The organism is Streptomyces sp. NPDC050388 (assembly GCF_040655635.1).
Taxonomy (GTDB): domain Bacteria; phylum Actinomycetota; class Actinomycetes; order Streptomycetales; family Streptomycetaceae; genus Streptomyces.
Genome location: NZ_JBFAKH010000007.1, coordinates 33,494 through 54,287, shown reverse-complemented (window position 1 = coordinate 54,287; position 20,794 = coordinate 33,494). Strand labels below are relative to the sequence as shown.

The following is a 20,794-nucleotide window of genomic DNA, read 5'->3' as shown; positions in this document are numbered from 1 at the left end:
AGACCGTGCTGGAAGAAGTCGAGCGCTGGCTGGCCGACCGCTCCTGGTCCGTGGCCGACCGCCCGCTGCACCGCGTCCTGGCCGCGAAGCGCGCCACGGGCCGGACGGTGAGCGTGGTACTGCCCGCGCTCAACGAGGAGGCGACGGTCGGTGACATCGTCAGGGTCGTCCGGCACGAGCTGATGCTCCGGACCCCGCTGGTCGACGAGATCGTGGTCGTGGACTCCGGCTCGACCGACCGCACGTCCGAGGTGGCCGCGGCGGCGGGCGCGACGGTGGTGCACCGGGACACGATCCTGCCCCGCCTCCCCGCCGTGCCCGGCAAGGGCGAGGTGCTGTGGCGCTCCCTGCTCGTCACCCGGGGGGACATCGTCTGCTTCGTCGACGCGGACCTCAGGGGGTTCTCCGCCGACTTCGTCTCCGGCATCGTCGGCCCGCTGCTCACCGAGCCGGACGTCCACCTGGTGAAGGCGATGTACGACCGCCCCTTCACGCTGTCCGACGGGAGCGCCCCCGACACCGCCGCCACGGCCGGTCAGGGCGGCAGGGTCACGGAGCTGATGGCGCGCCCGCTGCTCAACATGCACTGGCCGCAGCTGGCCGGCTTCGTCCAGCCGCTCGGCGGCGAGTACGCGGCCCGGCGCTCGCTCCTGGAACAGCTGCCCTTCCCCGTCGGCTACGGCGTGGAGCTGGGCATGCTGGTCGACGCCCTGCACCTGGTGGGGCTGGACGCCCTCGCCCAGGTCGACGTCGGCGTCCGCCTCCACCGCCACCAGGACGGCCAGGCCCTCGGCCGTATGGCCGCCGCGATCTACCGCACCGCCCAGCTGCGCCTGGCCCGCGGCCACCTGATCCGCCCCGCGCTCACCCAGTTCGAACGGATCGGGGGCACCTTCGAGCCCCGCACCTACTCGGTGGACACGGAGGAACGCCCCCCGATGGCGGAGATGGCCGAGTACCGGTCCCGCCGGGTGGCCTGAGCACGACGGGCACGCCCCGGCCGGAACGCCCGGACGCCGGAACGGGTGACAACCGAGCCGTATACGGCTGATCCGTTACGTTTGAGCGTTTCGGAGGCGGGCTAGGTTCAGGCGTATGGCTTCCATGCAGGGTGCTCGGGTGCTGGTCGCGTCGAACCGCGGCCCCGTTTCGTACACGGTGGAGGAGGACGGTTCGCTGCGGGCCAGTCGCGGTGGCGGCGGGCTGGTGTCCGGGCTGTCGGCGATCGGGCCGGACGCGGGGTCGCTGTGGGTGTGCTCGGCGCTGTCCGACGGCGACCGCGAGGCCGTGCGGCGCGGGGTCGGCGAGGACGGCGTACGGATGCTGGACATCCCGGCGGACGTGCACGCCGACGCGTACAACGGCATCGCCAACTCGGTGCTGTGGTTCGTGCACCACATGCTGTACCAGACGCCGGTGGAGCCCGTCTTCGACGCGGAGTTCCGGCGGCAGTGGGCCTCCTACGAGGCCTACAACCGGGCCTTCGCCGAGGCGCTGGCCGAGGAGGCGGCGCAGGGGGCCGCGGTGGTGGTGCAGGACTACCACCTGACGCTGGTCCCGGGACTGCTCCGGGAGCTCCGCCCCGACCTGCACATCGGCCACTTCTCGCACACGCCGTGGGCGCCGCCGGAGTACTTCGGGATGCTGCCCGACGACATCGCCGGGCAGGTGCTGCGCGGGATGCTGGGCGCGGACCGGCTCGGCTTCCTCACCCACCGCTGGGCGGACGCGTTCACCGCGTGCTGCGAGCGGTTCGCGGGCGGGCTCGGCGACACCCGGATCGGCGTGCACGGGCTGGGCGCCGACGCGGACTTCCTGCGCGGGCGCGCGCGGGAGGCGGACGTCGAGGAGCGGCTCGGCGTGCTGCGCAAGGAGATCGGCACGGCTCCCGACGGCACCCCGCGGCGGACGGTCGTCCGGGTCGACCGGACCGAGCTGTCGAAGAACATCGTGCGCGGTCTGCTGGCGTACCGGCAGCTCCTCGAGGACCACCCCGAGTGGCGCGAACGGGTGGTGCACCTCGCCTTCGCCTACCCGTCCCGGCAGGACCTCGCCGTGTACCGCGACTACACCGCCGAGGTGGGGCGGGTCGCCGAGGAGATCAACGAGCGGTACGGGACACCCGGCTGGCGTCCGGTCGTGCTGCACGTCAGGGACGACTTCGCGCGCTCGCTGGCCGCGTACCGGCTGGCCGACGTGGCGCTGGTCAACCCCATCCGGGACGGTATGAACCTGGTCGCCAAGGAGATCCCGATCCTCGCCGAGGGGGGCTGTGCGCTGGTGCTGTCCCGGGAGGCGGGTGCGCACGAGGAGCTGGGCGAGGACGCGATCACCGTCAACCCGTACGACGTGGTCGACACGGCGCGCGCCCTGCACGAGGGCCTCACGATGGGCCCGGCGGAACGGGCCGAAGCCGCCAAGCGCCTGACCGCGGCGGCGACCGCGCTGCCACCGGAACAGTGGTTCCTGGACCAGCTGAACGCCCTCCGCGAGGAGTCGTAGGCCCGGCGGGGACCGGCCCTGGACGGCCGGTCGGGGTGGCGTGCGGCGGGGTGGGCGTGGATAGGTTGGCGGTATGGGCAGTCACACGGATTCCACGGACCCGAATGCCACGCACTCCGACACCGTCGGCCCGGCCGCCGCGGAGCCCCTGCCGACGCCCGCCACGCGGGCCGGGCGGGAGGGGCTCGACGCGTTGCTCGCGCGGCCGGGGAGGGCGCTGATCGGCCTCGACTTCGACGGCACGCTCTCGCCGATCGTGCCCGACCCGGAGCAGGCCCGCGCCCACCCGGAGGCGGTGCCCGCGCTCACCGCGCTCGCCCCGGAGGTGGCCTCCGTGGCGGTGATCACGGGCCGGCCGCCCGAGGTCGCGGTGCGCCACGGCGGCTTCGCGGGCGTCCCCGGTCTGGAGCGCCTGGTCGTCCTCGGCCACTACGGCGCCGAACGCTGGGACGCCGCCACCGGCGACATCACCGCGCCCGCCCCGCACCCCGGTGTCGCCGGCGTCCGCGCGGAACTGCCGGGGCTGCTCGACCGGGTCGGTGCCGGCCAGGGCGTCCGGACCGAGGAGAAGGGCCGCGCGGTGGCCGTCCACACCCGCAGGGCCGCCGACCCCCAGGCCGCGTTCGAGGCGCTGCGCGGGCCGCTGTCCGATCTGGCGGCCCGGCACGGCCTGGTCGTGGAGCCCGGCCGCATGGTCCTGGAGCTGCGTCCGCCGGGGACGGACAAGGGCGTGGCCCTGCTGGAGTACGCCCGTGAGATCGGCGCCGGGTCCGTCCTCTACGCGGGGGACGACCTGGGTGACCTTCCCGCCTACGCCGCCGTCGAGGAGCTCCGCGCCGACGGCGTCCCCGGCCTGCTGGTGTGCAGCGGCAGCGACGAGGTCCCGGAGCTGAGGGAACGCGCGGACCTGGTGGTCGACGGCCCCGCCGGAGTCGTACGCCTGCTCCGGGCGCTGGCGTCGTCCCTGCGCGCCGCCTGACCCGCCCCGCCCCCACGGGCGCGTCCCCCGGCGTCCCGGCCCCCGTGCCGTTCCGGTGCCCCGGTCGGCCGCGTTCAGCGTTCCGTGCGGCGGGACTCGCGGATGCGTCTGAGCCGGTTCACCGTGACCGGGTCGTGGGCCAGGGCGCGGGGGTCGTCGAGCAGGGCGTTGAGGAGCTGGTAGTAGCGCACCGGGGGCAGGCCCAGCTCCTCGCGTATCGCCCGTTCCTTCACGCCGGGGCCGAGGAAGCCGCGGCGCTCCAGCGCGATGATGTCCTGCTCGCGCCGGGCCAGCCGTTCCTCATCCATGCCCCGACGGTAGCCCCTGCCACGGACACGCGGTCGCCGGCAGGGGCTGCGGGAGAGAGTCCTAGCGTGAGTTCTCCGCGCGCGTCGCGGTCGCCTGGAGGCCGCCCAGCACGCCCTTGGGGCTGCCGCCCGGGGCGACCGCCTTGCCGATCTGCTCCTTGATGGCCGCGTTGACCGCGGCCCAGGAGGTGTTGCCGACCGGGTAGAGCTCCGAGGTGGCCAGCTCGTCGAGGAAGGGCTTGAGGTCCTTGTCCCGCTCGGACCCCTCCATCGCCCGGGACGCGGAGCTGGTGACCGGCAGCAGGCTGTAGTCGCGGGAGAAGTCGAGCACGTTCTCCTCGCTGTAGACGAAGTCGAGGAACTCGCCGATCTCGTCGCCGTGGCCGTTCTTGTTGAAGGCCATCATCCAGTCGGCGACCCCGAGCGTGGCCCGGCTCTCGCCGTCGATCCCCGGCGTCGGCACGGTGCCGAACTCCACGCCCTTCTTCTCGGCCATCTCGATCAGCGAGGGGTGGCCGTTCAGCATGCCGACGTCGCCGTCGGCGAAGGCGGCGAACGCTTCGGCACGGTCGAGCTTGCCGGGCGCCACCGGGCCGGTCAGGCCCTTGCCGACCAGCTCGTCCTTCAGCCAGGTGACGGTCGCGGTGTTCTCCACGGAGTCGAAGCTGTAGGAACCCAGGGAGTCGATGTAGCCGCCCTTGCCGCTGAGCAGCCACTGCATGGTCTCGGCCTGCGCCTCCTCCGGGCCGAGGGGCAGCGCGTAGGGGTACTTCACGCCCTCCGCCTTGAGCGCCTCGGCGTTCGCGGCGAGGTCGTCCCAGGTCTTCGGCGGGGTGAGGCCGGCCTCCTCGAACAGGGTCTTGTTGTAGAACAGCACGCGTGTGGAGGAGGCGAACGGCATGCCGTACTGCACGCCGTTGACCTGGCCCGCGTTGGCCAGCTGCGAGACGAAGTCGGCCTGGACGGGGATGGAGAGCACGTCGTCGGCCTTGTAGAGCAGGCCTTCGGCGGCGTAGTCGGCGTAGGCGCCGATCTGGGCCATGTCCGGCGGGTCGCCCGCGTCGACCATCTTCTTGACCTCGCGGTCGACGTCGTTCCAGGAGTGGACGCTGACGTCGATCTTCACGCCCGGGTGCTCGGCCTCGTACTGCTTCGTCAGGGCGGCCCAGTACTTCTCGGAGCTGTCGGCCTCGCCGGTGCCGTAGTCGGCGGCGACCAGTTTCAGCGTCACGTCGGAGGAGCCTTCGCCGACACCGCATCCGCCGAGGACTCCCGTCAGCCCCAGTGCGGACACCGCCGCGATCGTCCTTGCCAAGCCCCGCCGCTGCACTGCTTCTTTCCCCAACCCGGCGCTCTGCGCCATCCGTTCGAAGGTTTTCCGGTAGTCCGATAGTCGGAATAAGGTCTACACCACGTAAGTGGACTAGACCTCTTGCGGGTCCCGGGGCCACACTGTTCCACGTGAAACACGTCATCGCCCTCGATGTGGGCGGCACCGGGATGAAGGCCGCCCTGGTCGGAGCGGACGGCGAGCTGCTGCACCGGGCCCGCCGCGCCACCGGCCGGGACCGCGGCCCGGACGCGGTCGTCGCCGGCATCCTCGGCTTCGCCGCCGAACTCCGCGCCCGCGGCGTCGAGCACTACGGCGAGCCCGCCTCCGCCGCAGGCCTCGCCGTCCCCGGCATCGTCGACGAGGCGGAGGGCGTCGCCGTCTACTCCGCCAACCTCGGCTGGCGCGACGTCCCGCTGCGCGCGCTGCTCGCCCAGCGGCTCGGCGGCCTCCCCGTCGCCCTCGGCCACGACGTCCGCACCGGCGGGCTCGCCGAGGGCCGCGTCGGGGCGGGCCGGGGCGCCGACCGGTTCCTGTTCGTCCCGCTGGGCACCGGCATCGCGGGCGCCATCGGCATCGACGGCCAGGTGGAGGCGGGCGCGCACGGCTTCGCCGGAGAGATCGGCCACATCGTCGTACGGCCCGGGGGCGCCCCCTGCCCGTGCGGTCAGCGCGGCTGCCTGGAGCGGTTCGCGTCCGCGGCGGCGGTCGGCGAGGCCTGGGCGGCGGCCTGCGGCGACCCGGGGGCGGACGCGACCGATTGCGCCAAAGCCGTGGAGTCCGGCGACGCACGGGCCAGAGAGGTCTGGCAGGAGGCCGTCGACGCCCTCGCCGACGGGCTGGTCACCGCGCTCACCCTGCTGGACCCGCGCACTCTGATCATCGGTGGCGGGCTGGCCGAGGCAGGGGAAACCTTGTTCGCACCACTGCGGGAGGCGGTCCGGCGACGGGTCACCTTCCAGAAACTTCCGTCCCTGGTCCCGGCCGCCCTCGGGGACACCGCCGGATGCCTGGGCGCGGGACTTCTCGCCTGGGATCTCCTCGAGACCGCCGCCACCGCCACTGCCACCGCCCCCTCGGACGACTCCTCGGAGGTAACCGCCTGATGGCCCCCACGAAGGTTCTCACCGGTGCCCGGGTGGTACTGCCCACCGGGACCGTGGACGACGGCCGCGTGATCGTCGACGGCACGCGCATCCTCGCCACGGCCCCCGCGAACGCCTCCTCCGGCACTCCGGGGAGCACCTCCTCCGACGCCCCCGGGAACGCCGCCGAGACGCTCGACCTGACCGGTCACTGGCTGGTCCCCGGCTTCGTCGACCTCCACAACCACGGCGGCGGCGGCGCGTCCTTCACCTCCGGAACGGTCGACGACGTCCTCAAGGGCATACACACCCACCGCCTGCACGGCACCACCACCCTGGTCGCCTCGACCGTCACCGATGACCTGGACTTCCTCGCCCGGCGCGCGGGCCTGTTGGCGGAACTGGCCGAGCAGGGCGACATCGCCGGCGTCCACTTCGAGGGGCCGTTCATCTCACCGTGCCGCAAGGGCGCGCACTCCGAGGAGCTGCTGCGCGACCCCGACCCGGCGGAGGTCCGCAAGCTGATCGACGCGGCGCACGGCCACGCGAAGATGGTCACCCTCGCCACCGAGCTGCCCGGCGGCCTCGACTCCGTACGCCTGCTGGCCGAGCACGGCGTGATCGCGGCCGTCGGCCACACCGACGCGACGTACGAGCAGACCGTGGCGGCCGTCGACGCGGGCGCCACGGTCGCCACCCACCTGTTCAACGCGATGCCGGCGCTCGGCCACCGCGCCCCCGGCCCGGTCACCGCCCTCCTGGAGGACGAGCGGGTCACGGTCGAGCTGATCAACGACGGTACGCATCTGCACCCGGCCGCCCTTCAGCTGGCGTTCCGTCACGCGGGCCCCGGACGGGTGGCGTTCATCACCGACGCGATGGACGCGGCCGGTTTCGGCGACGGCCGCTACATGCTCGGCCCGCTGGAGGTGGACGTCGAGGACGGCGTGGCCCGCCTGGTGGAGGGCGGCTCCATCGCGGGGTCGACGCTCACCCTGGACCGTGCGCTGAAGCGCGCGGTGACCGTCGACGGACTGCCCGTCGAGCACGCGGTGGCGGCCCTGTCCGCCAATCCGGCCCGGCTGCTGGGCATGGACGACAGGATCGGCTCCCTGGAACCCGGCAAGGACGCCGACCTGGTGGTTCTCGACGCGGAGTTCACCCTCAAGGGCGTGATGCGCCGGGGCGAGTGGGTGGTCGATCCCCGACTGGGCTGATCCGTCCGCCGGTCAGGAGCCGGCGGACGGTCTCGGGGGTGGGCCGGCCGCCGTCTGTTTGGCATGATCAGGACTCCGGGGTTCCGGAATCCCGGAACGCACGGCAGACGGCAGGCGCAGCCAAGGGGGAGGTCGGCCCGGTGATCCTCACGGTCACGCTGAACACCGCTCTCGACATCACCTACCGCGTACCGGCCCTGCGCCCGCACGCCTCCCACCGGGTCACCGAGGTGACCGAACGCCCCGGCGGCAAGGGCGTCAACGTGGCCCGGGTGCTCGCCGCCCTCGGCCACGAGGTGACGGTCACCGGCTTCGCGGGCGGCCTCACCGGACGGCTCCTGCGGGACCGGCTCATCCCCGTACCGGGCCTGGTGGACGCGCTGGTCCCGGTGTCCGGCACGACCCGGCGCACCGTCGCCGTGGTCGACGAACGCTCCGGCGCCACCACCCAGCTCAACGAGCCCGGCCCCACCGTCTCCGCCGCCGAGTGGAACGCCTTCCAGGAGGTCTACGAGGACCTGCTGACCGGTGTCTCGGCGGTGGCCCTGTGCGGCAGTCTGCCCCCGGGCGTCCCGGTCGGCGCCTACACCGGGCTGGCCCGCACCGCCCGCGCCGCCGGAGTCCCCGTCCTCCTCGACACCAGCGGGGCGGCCCTGCGCCGCGGGGTCGCAGGCCGCCCCGACATCCTCAAGCCCAACGCCGACGAACTGGCCGAACTCACCGGCTCCCACGAGCCCTCGCGCGCCACCCGGGACGCCCGCCGCCGCGGCGCCGGCGCGGTGGTCGCCTCCCTCGGCCCGCAGGGGCTGCTCGCGGTGACCCCGGAGGGCCACTGGCGCGCGGCTCCGCCGACCGCCCTGCACGGCAACCCGACCGGCGCCGGCGACTCGGCCGTCGCGGGCCTGCTCTCGGGCCTGGTCACCGACCTCCCCTGGCCGGACCGCCTCGCCCGAGCGGTCGCGTTGTCGGCGGCGACGGTCCTGGCGCCGGCTGCGGGCGAGTTCGACCGGGGAGCTTACGAGGAGCTGCTCGGGCGGGTGGCGATCACAGGGGAGGTCGGCGCGGCCTAGGAACCGGCCTCCCGGCACCCCTGGGCCGCCCGTCGGGTGAGACCGGTCCGCCCTCTACTCCTTGACCTGACCTTCCTTCAGCCACAGCTGGTCCAGCAGGACGTTGCACTTGTCGCCGTCGTTACAGGAGACCGAGATCGTGTTGGTGCCCTTGCTGAGGGTGGGCCAGGCGTAGGTCTTGGTCCAGCCCTTGGAGAAGTCGCCGTCCTTGGCACGGGCGAAGTTGTCCATGTTCAGCTTGCTGCCGAACTCCTTGCCGTTGACGGTGAGCGTCATCGACTGGGGATCGTCGGTGGTGCTGTAGCGGACGAAGACGGTGTAGGTGCCGTCCTTGGGAATGCCGTCGACCGTCCAGGTGACCGTGGAACCCGGCTGGCTGAGGTTCGTCACATAGATGCCGCCGTCGGACTGCGCACCCTCGATGTCCGAGGCCAGGGCCGCTTCGCCGCCCAGACGGAGTGCCTTCGCGTCGATCGTCGGCAGCTCGACCGCTTCCTCCTCGTCGCCGCCACTGCTCGCCGACGGGCTCGGCTCGGAGCTTTCCTGGGGCTGGGTCGGGCTCGCGTCCGCCTGGTTGCCGCCCTTGTCGTCCTTGTCGTCGCCGCTGAGCATGGCCACGCTGATGCCGACGACCACCGCGGCGACCACCGCGACGGCGCCGATGAGCAGGCCCCTGGTGTTCGGGCCGCGGCCCCGGCCGCCCCCGCCGCCGTGCCCGCCGCGGGGCTGCTGGACGCCGGAGCCGCCCGGCAGTGTCTCCGGTGCCGCGTAGTGCGCGGCCGGCTGGCCGTAGGTGCCCTGCTGCGGCGGTGCCTGCGGAGCGGGTGCCTGCTGGCCGTACTGGCGGGTTCCGACCGGCCGCACCCGGTTGACCGAGTTCGGGTAGCCGTAGCCCCCGGACGGCGGCTGGGCTCCGTTGGCCTGCCCGTCGGCGTAGAGGTAGCCGAACGGGTCGTCGTCCTCGGGCGTGCTCGCGCCGTTGTTGCCGGGCGTCATCCCTTGGTGCTCCTAGCTGCGGATCGGTTGCGGTACGAGGTGAGAAAGGCGAGCCTACCCCCACCCGGTGACCCGAACGGGTGACTCCGGCCGCCTCAACTCACTGAGCTGCGGTTCATCCCGCGCGCCGGTGCTGTTTGGGACGAGATCGTTTCTCGACGTACATCCGTTCGTCAGCGGATTTCAACACCTCGTCCGCGGTCATGCCGCAGTGTGCCCATCCGATGCCGAAGCTGGCGCCCACCCGCACGGCCCGCCCCTCGGCCCGGATGGGCTGGATGATCTCGTTGCGCAGCCGTACGGCGAGGTCCTGGGCGTCGGCCCGGCCGAGCCCGTTGGCGAGGATCACGAACTCGTCGCCGCCGAGCCGGGCGACGGTGTCGCCGTCCCGGACAGCGTCGCTGAGCCGGCGGGCGACCTCGATGAGGACCGCGTCACCCGCGTTGTGCCCGAACCGGTCGTTGATCGACTTGAAGCCGTCGAGGTCGCAGAAGAGCACGGCGAGGCCCTTGGCGCCGTCGTCGCGGTCCTCGTCGGGGGCGATGGCGTGCACATGATGGTCGTAGCCCTCGAACGTGCCGGCCTCGGGCGGGAAGTCGAAGTCGTGGCCCCGGTCGAAGGCGGGCGGGCCGTGGGCGGCGTCCTGGGAGTCGAAGGGTTCGAAGGACTCGAAGGCGGCCAGGGAGTCGGCGACGGCGGCGGGCAGTGCGCCCTGCGGGCGCTGCCGGCACAGGCGGGCGGAGAGCCGGGCACGCAGCTCGGCGGAGTTCGGCAGGCCGGTGAGGGAGTCGTGGGAGGCGCGGTGGGCGAGGTGCAGCTCGCGGCGCTTGCGCTCCTCGATGTCCTCGACGTGGGTGAGCAGGAAGCGCGGCCCGTCGGCGGCGTCGGCGACGACGGAGTTGCGCAGGGACACCCAGAGGTAGGTGCCGTCCCTGCGGGCCAGCCGCAGTTCGGCGCGGCCGCCCTCGGCGGAGGTCCGCAGCAGCGTGCCGATGTCCTCGGGGTGCACGAGGTCGGAGAAGGAGTAGCGGCGCATCGCGGAGGCGGGGCGGCCGAGCAGTCGGCACAGCGCGTCGTTGGTGCGCAGGATGCGGCCGTGCTGGTCACCGCCCAGCTCCGCGACGGCCATGCCGGAAGGGGCGTACTCGAAGGCCTGCCGGAAGCTTTCCTCACTGGCGCGCAGGGCCTGTTGCTCGCGCTCCAGGCGGACCAGGGCGCGCTGCATGTTGGAGCGCAGCCGGGCGTTGCTGATCGCGATGGCGGCCTGGAAGGCGTACATCTGGAGCGCTTCGCGGCCCCAGGCACCGGGCAGCCGGCCGTTGCGCGGGCGGTCCACGGAGAGCACGCCGATCAGCTCGCCGCAGGCCCCTCCGCCCTGCGGGGCGGGCGCGTGCATCGGGGCGAAGAGCCGGTCGGAGGGGTGCCACTCGTCCTCGAAGCGGGGGGCGGGGCCGTCGGTGTACCACTGCGGGACGTCGTCGTCGTCGAGGACCCAGCCCTCGGTGTGCGGTATGAAGATCAGGTCGCCCCAGGCCTCGCCCATGGAGAGGCGGCGCTCCCAGGACTCGCGTGAGCCGACCCGGCCGGTGATGAGGGCCTCCGCGGCGGCGTTGCCCGAGAAGGCGGCCACGACCAGGTTGTTGTCGGGGCGCACGAGGTTGACGCAGGCCAGTTCGTAGCCGAGGGCGTCGACCACGCCGTCGGCGACGGTCTGCAGGGTGTCGGCCAGACTGCGGGCCGTGTTCATGGCGGCCATGGCCTGGTGCAGTTGCCGCAGGGAGGCAAGACGGACGTAGGGCTCCGAATCGGTCTCCATGCTCACCCTCCCCCCGGGACCTCGCGGCGGATCAAGCGATCTCATCGACGTATCGTCCTGGCAGTATCCCCGCCACTGAATCACAGCGCGCTGCCCACTCGGTACACAGGGTCAACAATTACCTCCCCTTGTGACTCAAGTCACAACCAAACGTGAACAATTGGGAGGCCTTTCCGGGGTTTCCCCGCGAATTCACCGAAGGCGTCGAGTGCGAATTCTGCACCCTTTTCACAGGTTTTCCCCGACTCACTCCGTGCGTGACCCGCTCTCCACTCCGCCGCTGGTCCTAGGTCCCTGCTCGGGCCGGGGTCCGATGCGGTGCGTACGGAGCGGAGATTAGCGTTTCCGGTGTGCCGAACACTTCCGTACCCCCCTCGCCCCCCGCCCCCCTGCCGCCCCTGCCCGCGCCCGCCGCTCCGCCCGCCGCCCTGCATGCTGAGGGGGTGAGCAACGACGAGTTCCGTGCCGCCATGTCCCGTCTGGCCGCCGGTGTGGTCCTGGTGACCGCGCAGGAGCCGCCGCTGGACCCGGACGACCCGCGGGCACCGGCCGGCGAGGACGTGGGCATGACGGCGACGGCGTTCCTGTCGGTGTCCCTGGACCCGCCCCTGGTGCTGGTCAGCCTGCGCGAGGGCTCCCGCATGGACGACCTGCTCGACGAGCAACCGCTGTGGTCGGTCTCCGTGCTGTCCGAGAGCCAGCGGCACATCGCGGGCCGCTTCGCGATGAAGGGCCGGATCAGCGACCGCCTCCTCTTCGCCGACATCCCGTACATACGGGGCGAGCACAGCGGGGCCCCACTGGTGGGCGGCGCCCTCGCGACCCTGGAGTGCCGCACCGAGCAGCGGGTGCCCGCCGGCGACCACACCCTGGTGATCGGCCGCGTCCTCGCGGCGAACCTGCCCAGCGCGGACGGCGGCCCCCTGACCTACTTCCGAGGCCGCTACCGCCACCTGGCCTGAGCGCGCCCGGGGCTCTTTCCGGACCGGAAACTCCTTCCACCGAAAGGAAATCGCGCGCCTACCCTGCCCGGGTGACGAAAACCACAGACCCCCGCCTCGAAGAGATCACCCCGGGAAATTTCGACGCCGCCCTCGGCATACGCGTCCGCCCCGACCAGGAGTTCGCGGTCGCCCCGGTCGTGAAGTCCCTTGCCGAGGCGTACGTCCACTCCGGCTCCGCCTGGCCCCGCCTGATCATGGACGGTGACCGCGCGGTCGGCTTCCTGATGGCCTTCCTCGACACCGACTGGCACGAGGACGGCGGCAGCGTCGTCCGTTCGGGCCTGTGGCGGCTGAACATCGCCGCTGAGGAACAGGGCAAGGGCTACGGTCGCTTCGCCGTGGAGTCGGTGGCCGCGGAGATCCGCGCCCGGGGCGGCAAGGACCTCTACGTCACCTGGCATCCCGGCGAGCACGGCCCGGAGGGCTTCTACCTCGGCCTGGGCTTCCGCAAGAACGGGGAGGTCGTCGAGGGCGAGACGGTCGGGGTACTGGACCTGGCCTGACGGCCGACGGCCCCGGTCACCGTCCCGCGGGTCAGCCCCAGTCCCGCGCGGAGCGTCCCCGTTTCGTCTCCGAGCGCTGCTTCTTCTCCCGCAGTCGGCGTTCGTTGACGCCGCGCGGGATGCGGGTCGGTTTGCGGGGCCTGGGCGGGGGCGCGGTGGCCTCGGCGAGGAGCGCGGCGAGGCGCACGGCGGCGGCCTCCCGGTTGCGCCACTGGGAGCGGTGCTCGGAGGCGCGGACGGTGACGACGCCGCCGGACAGCCGCCCCGCCAGCCGTTCCAGTGCCCGCTGCTTCCACACCTCGGGCAGCGCGTCGGTGGCGGCGAGGTCGAAGCGGAGCTCCACCTGCGAGTCACTGGTGTTCACATGCTGCCCGCCCGGCCCCGAGGACCTGGAGAAACGCCACATCAGCTCGGCCTCGGGCAGGGAGACGGAGCCACGGATGACATAGGGACCGGACATGCCGTACATGTTCCCGCCTCTGACCGGTCCACGTCACCCGGTTATCCCGGCCGCCCCGATCACTCCGGTCGCCCCGCCGCCCCGGTCATCTCGGTAAAGAAAGTAAAGCGACCTGGAACCTCGCGTCCCCCTCTCGCGTTCAAGGGGGTAGCTGTAGCTTCGTAGCCGTACGTACACGAGGGAAGGGACTCCCAACAATGGCTGTAAGCCTGTCCAAGGGTGGCAACGTCTCGCTCACCAAGGAGGCTCCGGGCCTGTCCGCCGTCACCGTGGGTCTCGGCTGGGACGTCCGCACCACCACCGGCACGGACTTCGACCTCGACGCCTCCGCGATCGCGGTCAACCCGCAGGGCAAGGTCTACTCCGACAGTCACTTCGTCTTCTTCAACAACAAGCAGACCCCGGACAACACCATCGTCCACACCGGCGACAACCGCACCGGTGAGGGCGCCGGCGACGACGAGGCCATCAACGTCAACCTCGCCGCCCTGCCCGCCGACATCGACAAGATCGTCTTCCCGGTCTCGATCTACGACGCCGAGAACCGCTCGCAGAACTTCGGCCAGGTGCGCAACGCCTACATCCGCATCGTCAACCAGGCCGGCGGCACCGAGATCGCCCGCTACGACCTGTCGGAGGACGCGGCCACCGAGACCGCCATGGTCTTCGGCGAGCTGTACCGCAACGGCGCCGAGTGGAAGTTCCGCGCCGTCGGCCAGGGCTACGCGTCGGGCCTGACGGGCATCGCCCAGGACTTCGGTGTGAACGTCTGACGGACGCCCCGCAGCCCTCTCGGAGCCCCCGGCCGCCCGGCACATCGCGCACCGCACCGCGCAGCGCGAGGCACACCGGCCGGGGGCTCCGGCACGTCCTGAGCGGGGGCGCCGGCACACGGGCGGCCCCCGCCCGGGGGCCGTCGGGCGGGGCACCTCGTCCGTCGTGACACCATCACCTCCGTGCTCGACATCGGCTACGCCCTCTCCAACCGTTTCCCCGACCCCCCGCAGACCGACTACCGCCGCGCGGACGTCCACGCCCTGCGCCACGACCTCTTCTGCGGCGACGTCTACCTCGCCGACACCGAGGCGGACCGGGAACTGTCCACCACCTGGGGGTGGGTGCCGGTGCTCGACTTCGCATGGGCGCTGTGCGACATCGTGGAACGGATCGACCGGGATCCGGCGGGCTCCCGCGCCTCCCGCCCCCAGTGGGCGGAGCTGGACTTCACCGAATCCACCGACCGGCTGCTCTTCGAGCGCCGCTTCGGATGGGTGGACATCGAGGCCGAGTGGCTGCCGGCGTCGGAACCGCCCCTGACGTTCTCCCACACCGAACTCCGCCGCGAGGCCCGCGACTTCCTGCACGACCTGCTCGCCGACCTGACCGACCTGCACGAGGACCTCGGCGAGAACCCGGCCGTCTGGACCCTCCAGGCCCGCTACCCCCGCCTGGAGTGACCCACCGCGCCCCCTCCGGCCCTTCCCCGTCGGCTCCCTCCCCGTCGGCTCAGCCCTCCACCCGGATCCCCAGCTCCCCCGCCAGCACCGGTGCCAGATCCAGCAGTTGCCCCGTACTGATCACCGCTCCCGCCAGCCTGTCCACACCCCGGGCGATCTCCAGCGAAGCGGCACCGCGCAGATCGACGTCCGTCAGGGTGGCCCCGCTGAGATCCGCGCCCTTCAGCGCGCAGTCCACGAACTCCACCCGCTCCAGCCTCGCCCCGCCGAAGTCCGGCTCGACCAGGACACAGCCCTCGAAGACGACGTCCCTGAGCCGCGCGGACCGCAGGTTCAGGAAGTCGATCTTCCCGCCCCGGACCAGGACCCGCTCCAGCCCCGCCCCGTGCAGCTGTGTCCCCCCGAGACGCGCGTCCGTCAGCTCGACGTCGCGCAGGGTCGCCCCGGCGAGGTCCGTGCCCACCCCCCGCACCTCGGCGAGGACGGAGTCCAGCACCCTGGCCCGGGACAGCCGGGTCTCGTCCAGCGCGCACCCCGTCACCGCGCAGTCCATGAACCGGGCCCCCGCGCCGTCCTCCCCCGAGAGGTCCACCTCCCGGAACTCCAGCCCGTCGTAGTCCCCGTCCGGCTCCAGACCACCCCCCTCGTACCTCTCCAGCACCGGCAGCCGCAGCTCCGGCCGCCGCGCTCCCCTCACCCCCGCACCGCGCACCGCCCCCGCACCACCCACCGCTCTCCTCGCCATGCGCCCATCCTGCACCCCACCACTGACAATCCCCCTGACCTGCGAGAACCCCGCACATGTCACATCCCGGGGCCCTGGGCCGTCGTAGCCACGAACCACCTGATCCACCCCGATCCCCGATCCAGCAGGCGCGACCCCGACCGAGGGAGACCCCAGCCATGCACCGCATCACCGTCATCGGCGGCGGCTTCGCCGGACTGACCGCGGCCATCACCGCCGCCGAGGCCGGCGCCGAAGTCACCCTCCACGAGGCCCACCACACCCTCGGCGGCCGGGCCCGCACCGCCGAGGGCCCCTACCGGACCAACGAAGGACCCCACGCCCTCTACAGCGGCGGCCCGCACTGGCCCTGGCTCCGGCAACGCGGCCTCATCGGCCCCCTCGCTCCCCTCCCGCCCCTGGAAGCCACCCGCTTCCGCCTCCGCCACCGGGGCGCACTGCGCCGCACCCCGCCCCTCGCCATGCTGAAGCTGCTGCGCCGCAGCCACGCCCACGCACCCGTCGACACCGACTTCCACACCTGGGCGACCGGCATCGCGGGCGAGGAGGGCGCACGGGCCGCCGCCCACTACTGCGCCGTCGCCCTCTTCCACCACGACCCCGGCTCGCTGTCCGCCGCCTACGTGCAGGAACGCCTGCGCCGCGCCACCACACTGCCCCCGGAGGCCCACTACCCGCGCGGCGGCTGGGGCAGCCTCATCGACCGGATGGCCGCCCACGCCTGGAACCTGGGCGTCCGCGTGGAGACCCTGTCCCGCGTCGACACCCTCCCCACCGACGCCCCGGTCGTCGTCGCCACCTCCCTGGACGCCGCCCGCCGGCTCCTCGGCGACCCCACCCTGACCTGGCCGAGCGGCCGCACCGTCCTCATCGACCTCGCCCTGCGCACCCGGCGCGGCGACGCGTTCGTCGTGTCCGACCTGGACGCGACCGGCTGGCTGGAACGGTTCACCGCCCAGGACCCCACCCTCGCCCCCGCCGGCGAACAGCTCGTCCAGGGCCAGGTCCCCATCGCCCCGCACGAGTCCAAGTCCCACGGCACCGCCCGCGCCGAAGAACTCCTGGACCTCGCCTTCGACGGCTGGCGGGAGCGCGTCACCTGGCGGCGGGAGGCGGTGGCGGCCGGACGCACCGGCGCCGTCGACCTGCCGGGCACCAGCTGGCGCGACCGGCCCGCCGTCGACCGCGGCGACGGCGTCTACCTCGCCGGCGACCAGGTCGCCGCCCCCGGTGTGCTCTCCGAGGTCTCCTTCACCAGCGCCCTCACAGCCGTCTCCCTCGCCCTGGGGCATCACGAGCTTGACCTCAAGCGAGCTTGAGGTTGAACAGTGGGGGCGCTGTCGAAGCCGCATCACACCCCTGGGGGCCTCATGTACGCCGTCCGCCTGCACGCCTTCGGCCCGGCCGAGAACCTCGTCCACGAACGGGTCGCGGACCCGCGACCCGGCCCCGGCCAGGTCCGTATCGCCGTCCGGGCCGCCGGAGTCCACCTCCTGGACACCGCGCTACGGCAGGGACACCAGGGACCCGCGCCCGCCCCGACTGCCCTGCCCACCATTCCCGGCCGTGAAGTCGCCGGAGTGGTCGACGCCCTGGGCGACGGCACGCCGGCCGACCGGCTCGGCAGGCGCGTCGTCGCCCACCTCGGCTTCGCCCCCGGAGGCTACGCGGAACTCGCCGTCACCGACGCCGACCGCCTCCACGAGATCCCCGAGCGCCTCGACTTCGCCCAGGCCGTCGCCATGATCGGAACCGGCCGCACGGTCATGGGCATCGTGCAGTTCGCCGAGCCCGGACCCGGCGACGTGGTCCTCGTCCCCGCCGCGGCCGGCGGCATCGGCACCCTCCTCGTCCAGTACGCCAAGAACGCCGGCGCCACCGTCATCGGCCTCGCCAGCGGCCCCGGGAAGACCGCCCGCGTGGCCGCGAACGGCGCCGACCTCGCCGTCGACTACACCGACCCCGCCTGGCCCGAGCGGCTCTCCGCCCACCAGGGCGGCGTCACCCTCGTCTACGACGGCGTCGGCGGCGACACCGCCCGCGCGGCGGTCGCCCTCCTCGCCCCCGGCGGCCGCCACATCGTCTTCGGCTGGTCCTCCCAGGGCCTCGACAGCACCGACCCCCACCTCGTCGACGGCGTCTCCCTCAACGTCCTCGGCCCCGAGATGATGCGCAGGGCCGGCGGCGCCGACCCCGTGCGCACCCTCGAACTGCGCGCCCTCACCGAAGCCGCCGAAGGCCGGCTCACCCCCGCCGTCCACCGCTTCCCCCTCGCCGAAGCCGCCACCGCCCACCGCGCCCTGGAGAGCCGGGGCACGACCGGAAAAGTCGTCCTGGAACCGTGAGCGCCGCACTATCGTGCCCACCGTGATCCACGTACCCGAGGAACTCGCGGCGGCACAGGAGAAGTTCAACGGCGCGGCGGGCCGCGCCTTCGTCTCCGGGCTGCCCGGGCTGGCCGCCGCCTTCCTGGAACACTGGGACCTGCGGGTCACCGGCGCGCCGATGCACGGCGTGAGCGCCCTGGTCCTCCCCGTCGACCGCGCGGACGGCACACCGGCCGTACTGAAGCTCCAGATCCTGGACGAGGAGACCGAAGGCGAACCCGTCGCCCTGCGCGCCTGGGACGGCGACGGAGCCGTCCGCCTGCTGGACCACGACACGTCCACCGGCACCCTGCTCCTGGAACGCCTCGACCCCGCCCGGACACTGGCCCGCCTGCCCGACGTCCGCGAGGCCGTCCTGGTCGTCGCCCGCCTCCTGGCGCACCTCACCGGCACCCCCGCCCCGGCGGGCCTGCGCCACCTCGGCGACATCGCGCACGCCCTGCTGGAGCGGACACCCGGGGCCCTGAGCCGTACCCCGGACCCGGCCGTCCGCCGCACCGTCGCCGACTGCGCCGCGGCCCTGCGGGAGGTGGCGGACGAACCGGGCGACCGCCTCCTGCACTGGGACCTGCACTACGACAACGTCCTGGCCGCCGACCGCGCCCCCTGGCTCGCCATCGACCCCAAGCCCCTGGCGGGCGACCCCGGCTTCGACCTCTGGCCCGCCCTGGCCAACCGCTTCGACGCCGACGATCCCGACGACCCCGGCAACACCGCCGACACCGCCTGGCGCTTCGACGCCATGACCGACGTCCTCGGCCTGGACCGCGACCGGGCCCGCGCCTGGACCTACGCCCGCCTGCTCCAGAACTGCCTGTGGCACATCGAGGACGGCCGCCCTCCGACCCCCCGCGAACTCGAGATCGCCCACCGCCTGCGCCGTCGTCCCTCCCGGTGCGCACCCACCACACCGGCACCGGGACCGCCGAGCGGGCGAAGCGACTGCGCGACGGGGTGACCACGCCGCGGGCCGTGGAGGTGCACCGGCCCACCCCGGTACCACCCGCCGTCGCCCCGGCGCCGGTCGTTCCGGTGCGGCCGGGCACGGTCCCGGCCGTGGCGAGCGCCGTCCTGCCGGACGGGCGGGTCGTCACCGGCTGCGCCGTCGAGCCGGCCGAGCCCGAGACGGTCGCCGCGAGACCGGCCGTCTCCCGCACCGCGGTGAACGTCGTCCTCGGGGGCGCCGGTTTCCTCGCCGCCGTCGTCTTCGGCGGCTGGATCACCGTGCAGGTCCTCACCGCGGCACCCGGCCTCGCCCGACCCGTCAGGACTACGGTCGGGGCTGCGGCGGGATCTGCTCCTGACGCGCGGTCGCCTTGTCGAGTTGCATGCGGGTCAGCTTCCGTACGAAGAGGAGCGCGAAGACCGCTGCCACCGCGTCGAGGGCGTCGGAGACCATCATCCTCTCCACGGCCTGCTTCAACTCCGCCGCGCTGACGGCGTCCTCATAGGCCGAGCTCGCGGCCCGGCCGACCAACCACGTCGCCACGAACAGCGCCCACCAGACGTTCATCGGGGTGTGGGACGGGCGGCGCGCCTCGGACTCCCAGTCGATGCTGGCGTCCCACACCTCGCCCGCGACCTTGCGCGGCAGCCACAGATTGCCGATCGGTACGAACCAGGCCCCGATGGCCCAGCCGCTCTTCATCTCACAGGAGTCGAGCGCGAAGAAGTCGGCGTTCCTGCGCACCCGGTGGAACCAGATGATGAAGACCACGGCCGTCGCCACCAGGAGCGTCACTTGCAGCACGCCTCCCACGACCTGGAGGGCGTCGGCCCGCGTCAGATCGGCGTCCTCGACGAACCCACCGCCCGCCATCTCGTCCGTCAGCCGCCACACATGGGCATCCGAGGCAACGGCGAGCAGGTCCACCCCGACAGTGAGGCCGAAGAGTACGGTGAGCGCCGTCGCAAGCCCCCTCGGCGACCGGAACGGCGCGACGTACGACGGAAGGTGTCCGGTGGCCGCCGGAGGCGGATCGAATGCGTTCTGCGAAGTGTCGGACATGACTGAGCAAGCCCCCCCATGGGCAGCGGAACGCCCGCCGACCGGCGGGCCGGACAGGACGCTATGTCAGGCTGTCCGCCACCGTCCAAGCAGTTCCCGGGCCCCGCAGCGCAGCTGCCCCGGCCCGTCGACCCCTCTTTGACCCCTGGGATCGGCACGTGACTTGGGTCGACCCGTTCAGGGCGTGCCGCTGCCCTGCCGATTACTTCCGCGCTGGCTCACCATCATCACGATGAGACCGGTCAGCAGAAGCCCGCTGCCCGTCAAGGCCCCCGACTGCCGGACGCCGATGCCGCCGATCACCAGCCCGAAGACCACCTGGCAGCACAGGCCGAAGGCGGCCACCAACTGGCCCCAGCCGTAGAGGCGAACGCGGCGGACGTGACGCCGGTTCCAGGGGAGCACCCAGCCGCGAGTGATCGCCGCCACGCCCGAAGCAGTGAGGAGCAACGCCACCACCACGGAAGGTATGGCGAGATAAAGCCGCATGGTTCCCCCCTCCCGGCGCGCCGGACCTCCGCCGGGCACCGACGTGATCATGACACCCGCCGCAGCCCGCGTCCACGCGCTTCCGCGGACGCGCCCGGCCGTTCCCGCCCCCTCCCGGACCCGGACCGCGAGCGGCGGAGAGCACCTGCACTTCACCCGACGTGAAGGGCCGGCCCCTCCTCTCGAAGGACGCGATGCGCCGCACGGGAGACCCCTTCACGCCCCGTCCGGAACCCCCTGCCGAGACCAGAACCGGACCCGGCGGCGGCCGCGCCGCCCGCGCCCGCCGTCGGCGCCGCGTCCTCTGAACGAAAAATCCCAGGTCAGAACGGACTGACCTGGGGTTTTCAGGAGAGCCCCCTGTCGGATTCGAACCGACGACCTACGCATTACAAGTGCGTTGCTCTGGCCATCTGAGCTAAGGAGGCGCCGCGCGGA

At 73.0% G+C, this 20,794-nt stretch carries 21 protein-coding genes, 1 tRNA gene and 1 pseudogene; 14 read left to right on the top strand and 9 right to left on the bottom strand.

The features are described 5' to 3' along the window. Positions 1 to 5 precede the first annotated feature (5 nt). From AB0I73_RS05770 to otsB, 3 genes are all read left to right on the top strand, one after another. The gene (locus tag AB0I73_RS05770) at positions 6 to 980 is read left to right on the top strand and encodes a glucosyl-3-phosphoglycerate synthase (RefSeq protein WP_363034288.1); all 975 of its coding nucleotides are present in this window, start codon (positions 6 to 8) and stop codon (positions 978 to 980) included. 115 nt (positions 981 to 1,095) lie between these two features. After that, positions 1,096 to 2,502, top strand: coding sequence for a trehalose-6-phosphate synthase (locus AB0I73_RS05765; RefSeq protein WP_363034128.1), 1,407 nt, complete (start codon positions 1,096 to 1,098; stop codon positions 2,500 to 2,502). 73 nt (positions 2,503 to 2,575) lie between these two features. Further along, entirely contained in the window at positions 2,576 to 3,481 is a 906-nt protein-coding gene (otsB, locus tag AB0I73_RS05760; RefSeq protein ID WP_363034126.1) for a trehalose-phosphatase, read from the top strand. Between the two features lie 74 nt (positions 3,482 to 3,555). Here the strand turns inward: otsB and AB0I73_RS05755 are convergent, their stop codons facing one another. Together AB0I73_RS05755 and AB0I73_RS05750 are read right to left on the bottom strand one after the other, a co-directional pair. Further along, positions 3,556 to 3,789, bottom strand: coding sequence for a DUF3263 domain-containing protein (locus AB0I73_RS05755; RefSeq protein WP_109379298.1), 234 nt, complete (start codon positions 3,787 to 3,789; stop codon positions 3,556 to 3,558). A gap of 61 nt (positions 3,790 to 3,850) precedes the next feature. Beyond that, positions 3,851 to 5,119, bottom strand: a complete 1,269-nt coding sequence (locus AB0I73_RS05750; protein ID WP_363034286.1) for an extracellular solute-binding protein — start codon at positions 5,117 to 5,119, stop codon at positions 3,851 to 3,853. Between the two features lie 131 nt (positions 5,120 to 5,250). Here AB0I73_RS05750 and AB0I73_RS05745 point away from each other — a divergent pair, with 131 nt between their 5' ends. The 3 genes from AB0I73_RS05745 (at position 5,251) to AB0I73_RS05735 (ending at position 8,491) form a co-directional block, all read left to right on the top strand. After that, positions 5,251 to 6,225, top strand: a complete 975-nt coding sequence (locus tag AB0I73_RS05745) for an ROK family protein (RefSeq protein ID WP_363034123.1) — start codon at positions 5,251 to 5,253, stop codon at positions 6,223 to 6,225. Further along, a complete protein-coding gene (gene nagA, locus AB0I73_RS05740) occupies positions 6,225 to 7,421 on the top strand; it encodes an N-acetylglucosamine-6-phosphate deacetylase (RefSeq protein WP_363034121.1) in 1,197 nt (398 codons plus the stop codon). The genes AB0I73_RS05745 and nagA overlap by 1 nt, the downstream gene beginning before the upstream one ends. Positions 7,422 to 7,561: 140 nt before the next feature. Beyond that, entirely contained in the window at positions 7,562 to 8,491 is a 930-nt protein-coding gene (locus tag AB0I73_RS05735) for a 1-phosphofructokinase family hexose kinase (protein WP_363034119.1), read from the top strand. Positions 8,492 to 8,545: 54 nt separating this feature from the next. Here the strand turns inward: AB0I73_RS05735 and AB0I73_RS05730 are convergent, their stop codons facing one another. Together AB0I73_RS05730 and cdgB are read right to left on the bottom strand one after the other, a co-directional pair. Beyond that, the gene (locus AB0I73_RS05730) at positions 8,546 to 9,487 is read right to left on the bottom strand and encodes a carbohydrate-binding protein (protein WP_363034117.1); all 942 of its coding nucleotides are present in this window, start codon (positions 9,485 to 9,487) and stop codon (positions 8,546 to 8,548) included. A 115-nt stretch (positions 9,488 to 9,602) separates the two neighbouring features. Then, entirely contained in the window at positions 9,603 to 11,303 is a 1,701-nt protein-coding gene (gene cdgB, locus AB0I73_RS05725) for a diguanylate cyclase CdgB (protein ID WP_363034116.1), read from the bottom strand. 470 nt (positions 11,304 to 11,773) lie between these two features. On the opposite strand from cdgB, the gene AB0I73_RS05720 reads away from it, so the two are divergent. Continuing rightward, a complete protein-coding gene (locus AB0I73_RS05720; protein WP_363034284.1) occupies positions 11,774 to 12,265 on the top strand; it encodes a flavin reductase family protein in 492 nt (163 codons plus the stop codon). A gap of 71 nt (positions 12,266 to 12,336) precedes the next feature. After that, positions 12,337 to 12,810: a GNAT family N-acetyltransferase gene (locus tag AB0I73_RS05715; protein ID WP_363034114.1), complete on the top strand. Its 474-nt coding sequence runs from the start codon at positions 12,337 to 12,339 to the stop codon at positions 12,808 to 12,810. Positions 12,811 to 12,841: 31 nt separating this feature from the next. Here the strand turns inward: AB0I73_RS05715 and arfB are convergent, their stop codons facing one another. Next, entirely contained in the window at positions 12,842 to 13,279 is a 438-nt protein-coding gene (gene arfB, locus AB0I73_RS05710) for an alternative ribosome rescue aminoacyl-tRNA hydrolase ArfB (RefSeq protein WP_363034112.1), read from the bottom strand. Between the two features lie 188 nt (positions 13,280 to 13,467). On the opposite strand from arfB, the gene AB0I73_RS05705 reads away from it, so the two are divergent. Further along, positions 13,468 to 14,043, top strand: a complete 576-nt coding sequence (locus AB0I73_RS05705) for a TerD family protein (protein WP_109379289.1) — start codon at positions 13,468 to 13,470, stop codon at positions 14,041 to 14,043. Between the two features lie 183 nt (positions 14,044 to 14,226). Beyond that, entirely contained in the window at positions 14,227 to 14,727 is a 501-nt protein-coding gene (locus AB0I73_RS05700) for a hypothetical protein (protein WP_363034109.1), read from the top strand. A 49-nt stretch (positions 14,728 to 14,776) separates the two neighbouring features. Here AB0I73_RS05700 and AB0I73_RS05695 read toward each other — a convergent pair whose 3' ends face one another. Next, positions 14,777 to 15,472 (bottom strand): pentapeptide repeat-containing protein, encoded by a 696-nt coding sequence (locus tag AB0I73_RS05695; RefSeq protein WP_363034107.1) that lies wholly within the window; start codon positions 15,470 to 15,472, stop codon positions 14,777 to 14,779. A gap of 158 nt (positions 15,473 to 15,630) precedes the next feature. Between AB0I73_RS05695 and AB0I73_RS05690 the strand changes: the two genes are divergently transcribed. The 4 genes and pseudogenes from AB0I73_RS05690 to AB0I73_RS05675 all read left to right on the top strand — a co-directional run. Then, the gene (locus AB0I73_RS05690) at positions 15,631 to 16,791 is read left to right on the top strand and encodes an NAD(P)-binding protein (protein WP_363034105.1); all 1,161 of its coding nucleotides are present in this window, start codon (positions 15,631 to 15,633) and stop codon (positions 16,789 to 16,791) included. A 51-nt stretch (positions 16,792 to 16,842) separates the two neighbouring features. Continuing rightward, positions 16,843 to 17,817, top strand: a complete 975-nt coding sequence (locus tag AB0I73_RS05685; RefSeq protein WP_363034103.1) for a zinc-binding dehydrogenase — start codon at positions 16,843 to 16,845, stop codon at positions 17,815 to 17,817. Between the two features lie 22 nt (positions 17,818 to 17,839). Continuing rightward, positions 17,840 to 18,817: an aminoglycoside phosphotransferase family protein gene (locus tag AB0I73_RS05680; protein WP_363034101.1), complete on the top strand. Its 978-nt coding sequence runs from the start codon at positions 17,840 to 17,842 to the stop codon at positions 18,815 to 18,817. Then, positions 18,802 to 19,101, top strand: a pseudogene (locus AB0I73_RS05675) (hypothetical protein); the annotation flags it as partial. The gene AB0I73_RS05680 and the pseudogene AB0I73_RS05675, both read left to right, overlap by 16 nt. Positions 19,102 to 19,129: 28 nt before the next feature. On the opposite strand, the gene AB0I73_RS05670 reads toward AB0I73_RS05675, so the two are convergent. The 3 genes from AB0I73_RS05670 to AB0I73_RS05660 all read right to left on the bottom strand — a co-directional run bounded on the left by AB0I73_RS05670 (position 19,130) and on the right by AB0I73_RS05660 (position 20,784). Next, on the bottom strand, positions 19,130 to 19,867 hold the full coding sequence (locus AB0I73_RS05670) for a DUF4328 domain-containing protein (protein ID WP_363034099.1): 738 nt from the start codon (positions 19,865 to 19,867) through the stop codon (positions 19,130 to 19,132). 177 nt (positions 19,868 to 20,044) lie between these two features. Next, complete coding sequence (locus tag AB0I73_RS05665) at positions 20,045 to 20,356, bottom strand: hypothetical protein (protein WP_363034097.1); 312 nt, start codon at positions 20,354 to 20,356, stop codon at positions 20,045 to 20,047. Positions 20,357 to 20,710: 354 nt separating this feature from the next. Next, positions 20,711 to 20,784 (bottom strand) — tRNA-Thr (locus tag AB0I73_RS05660). Positions 20,785 to 20,794: the final 10 nt, after the last annotated feature.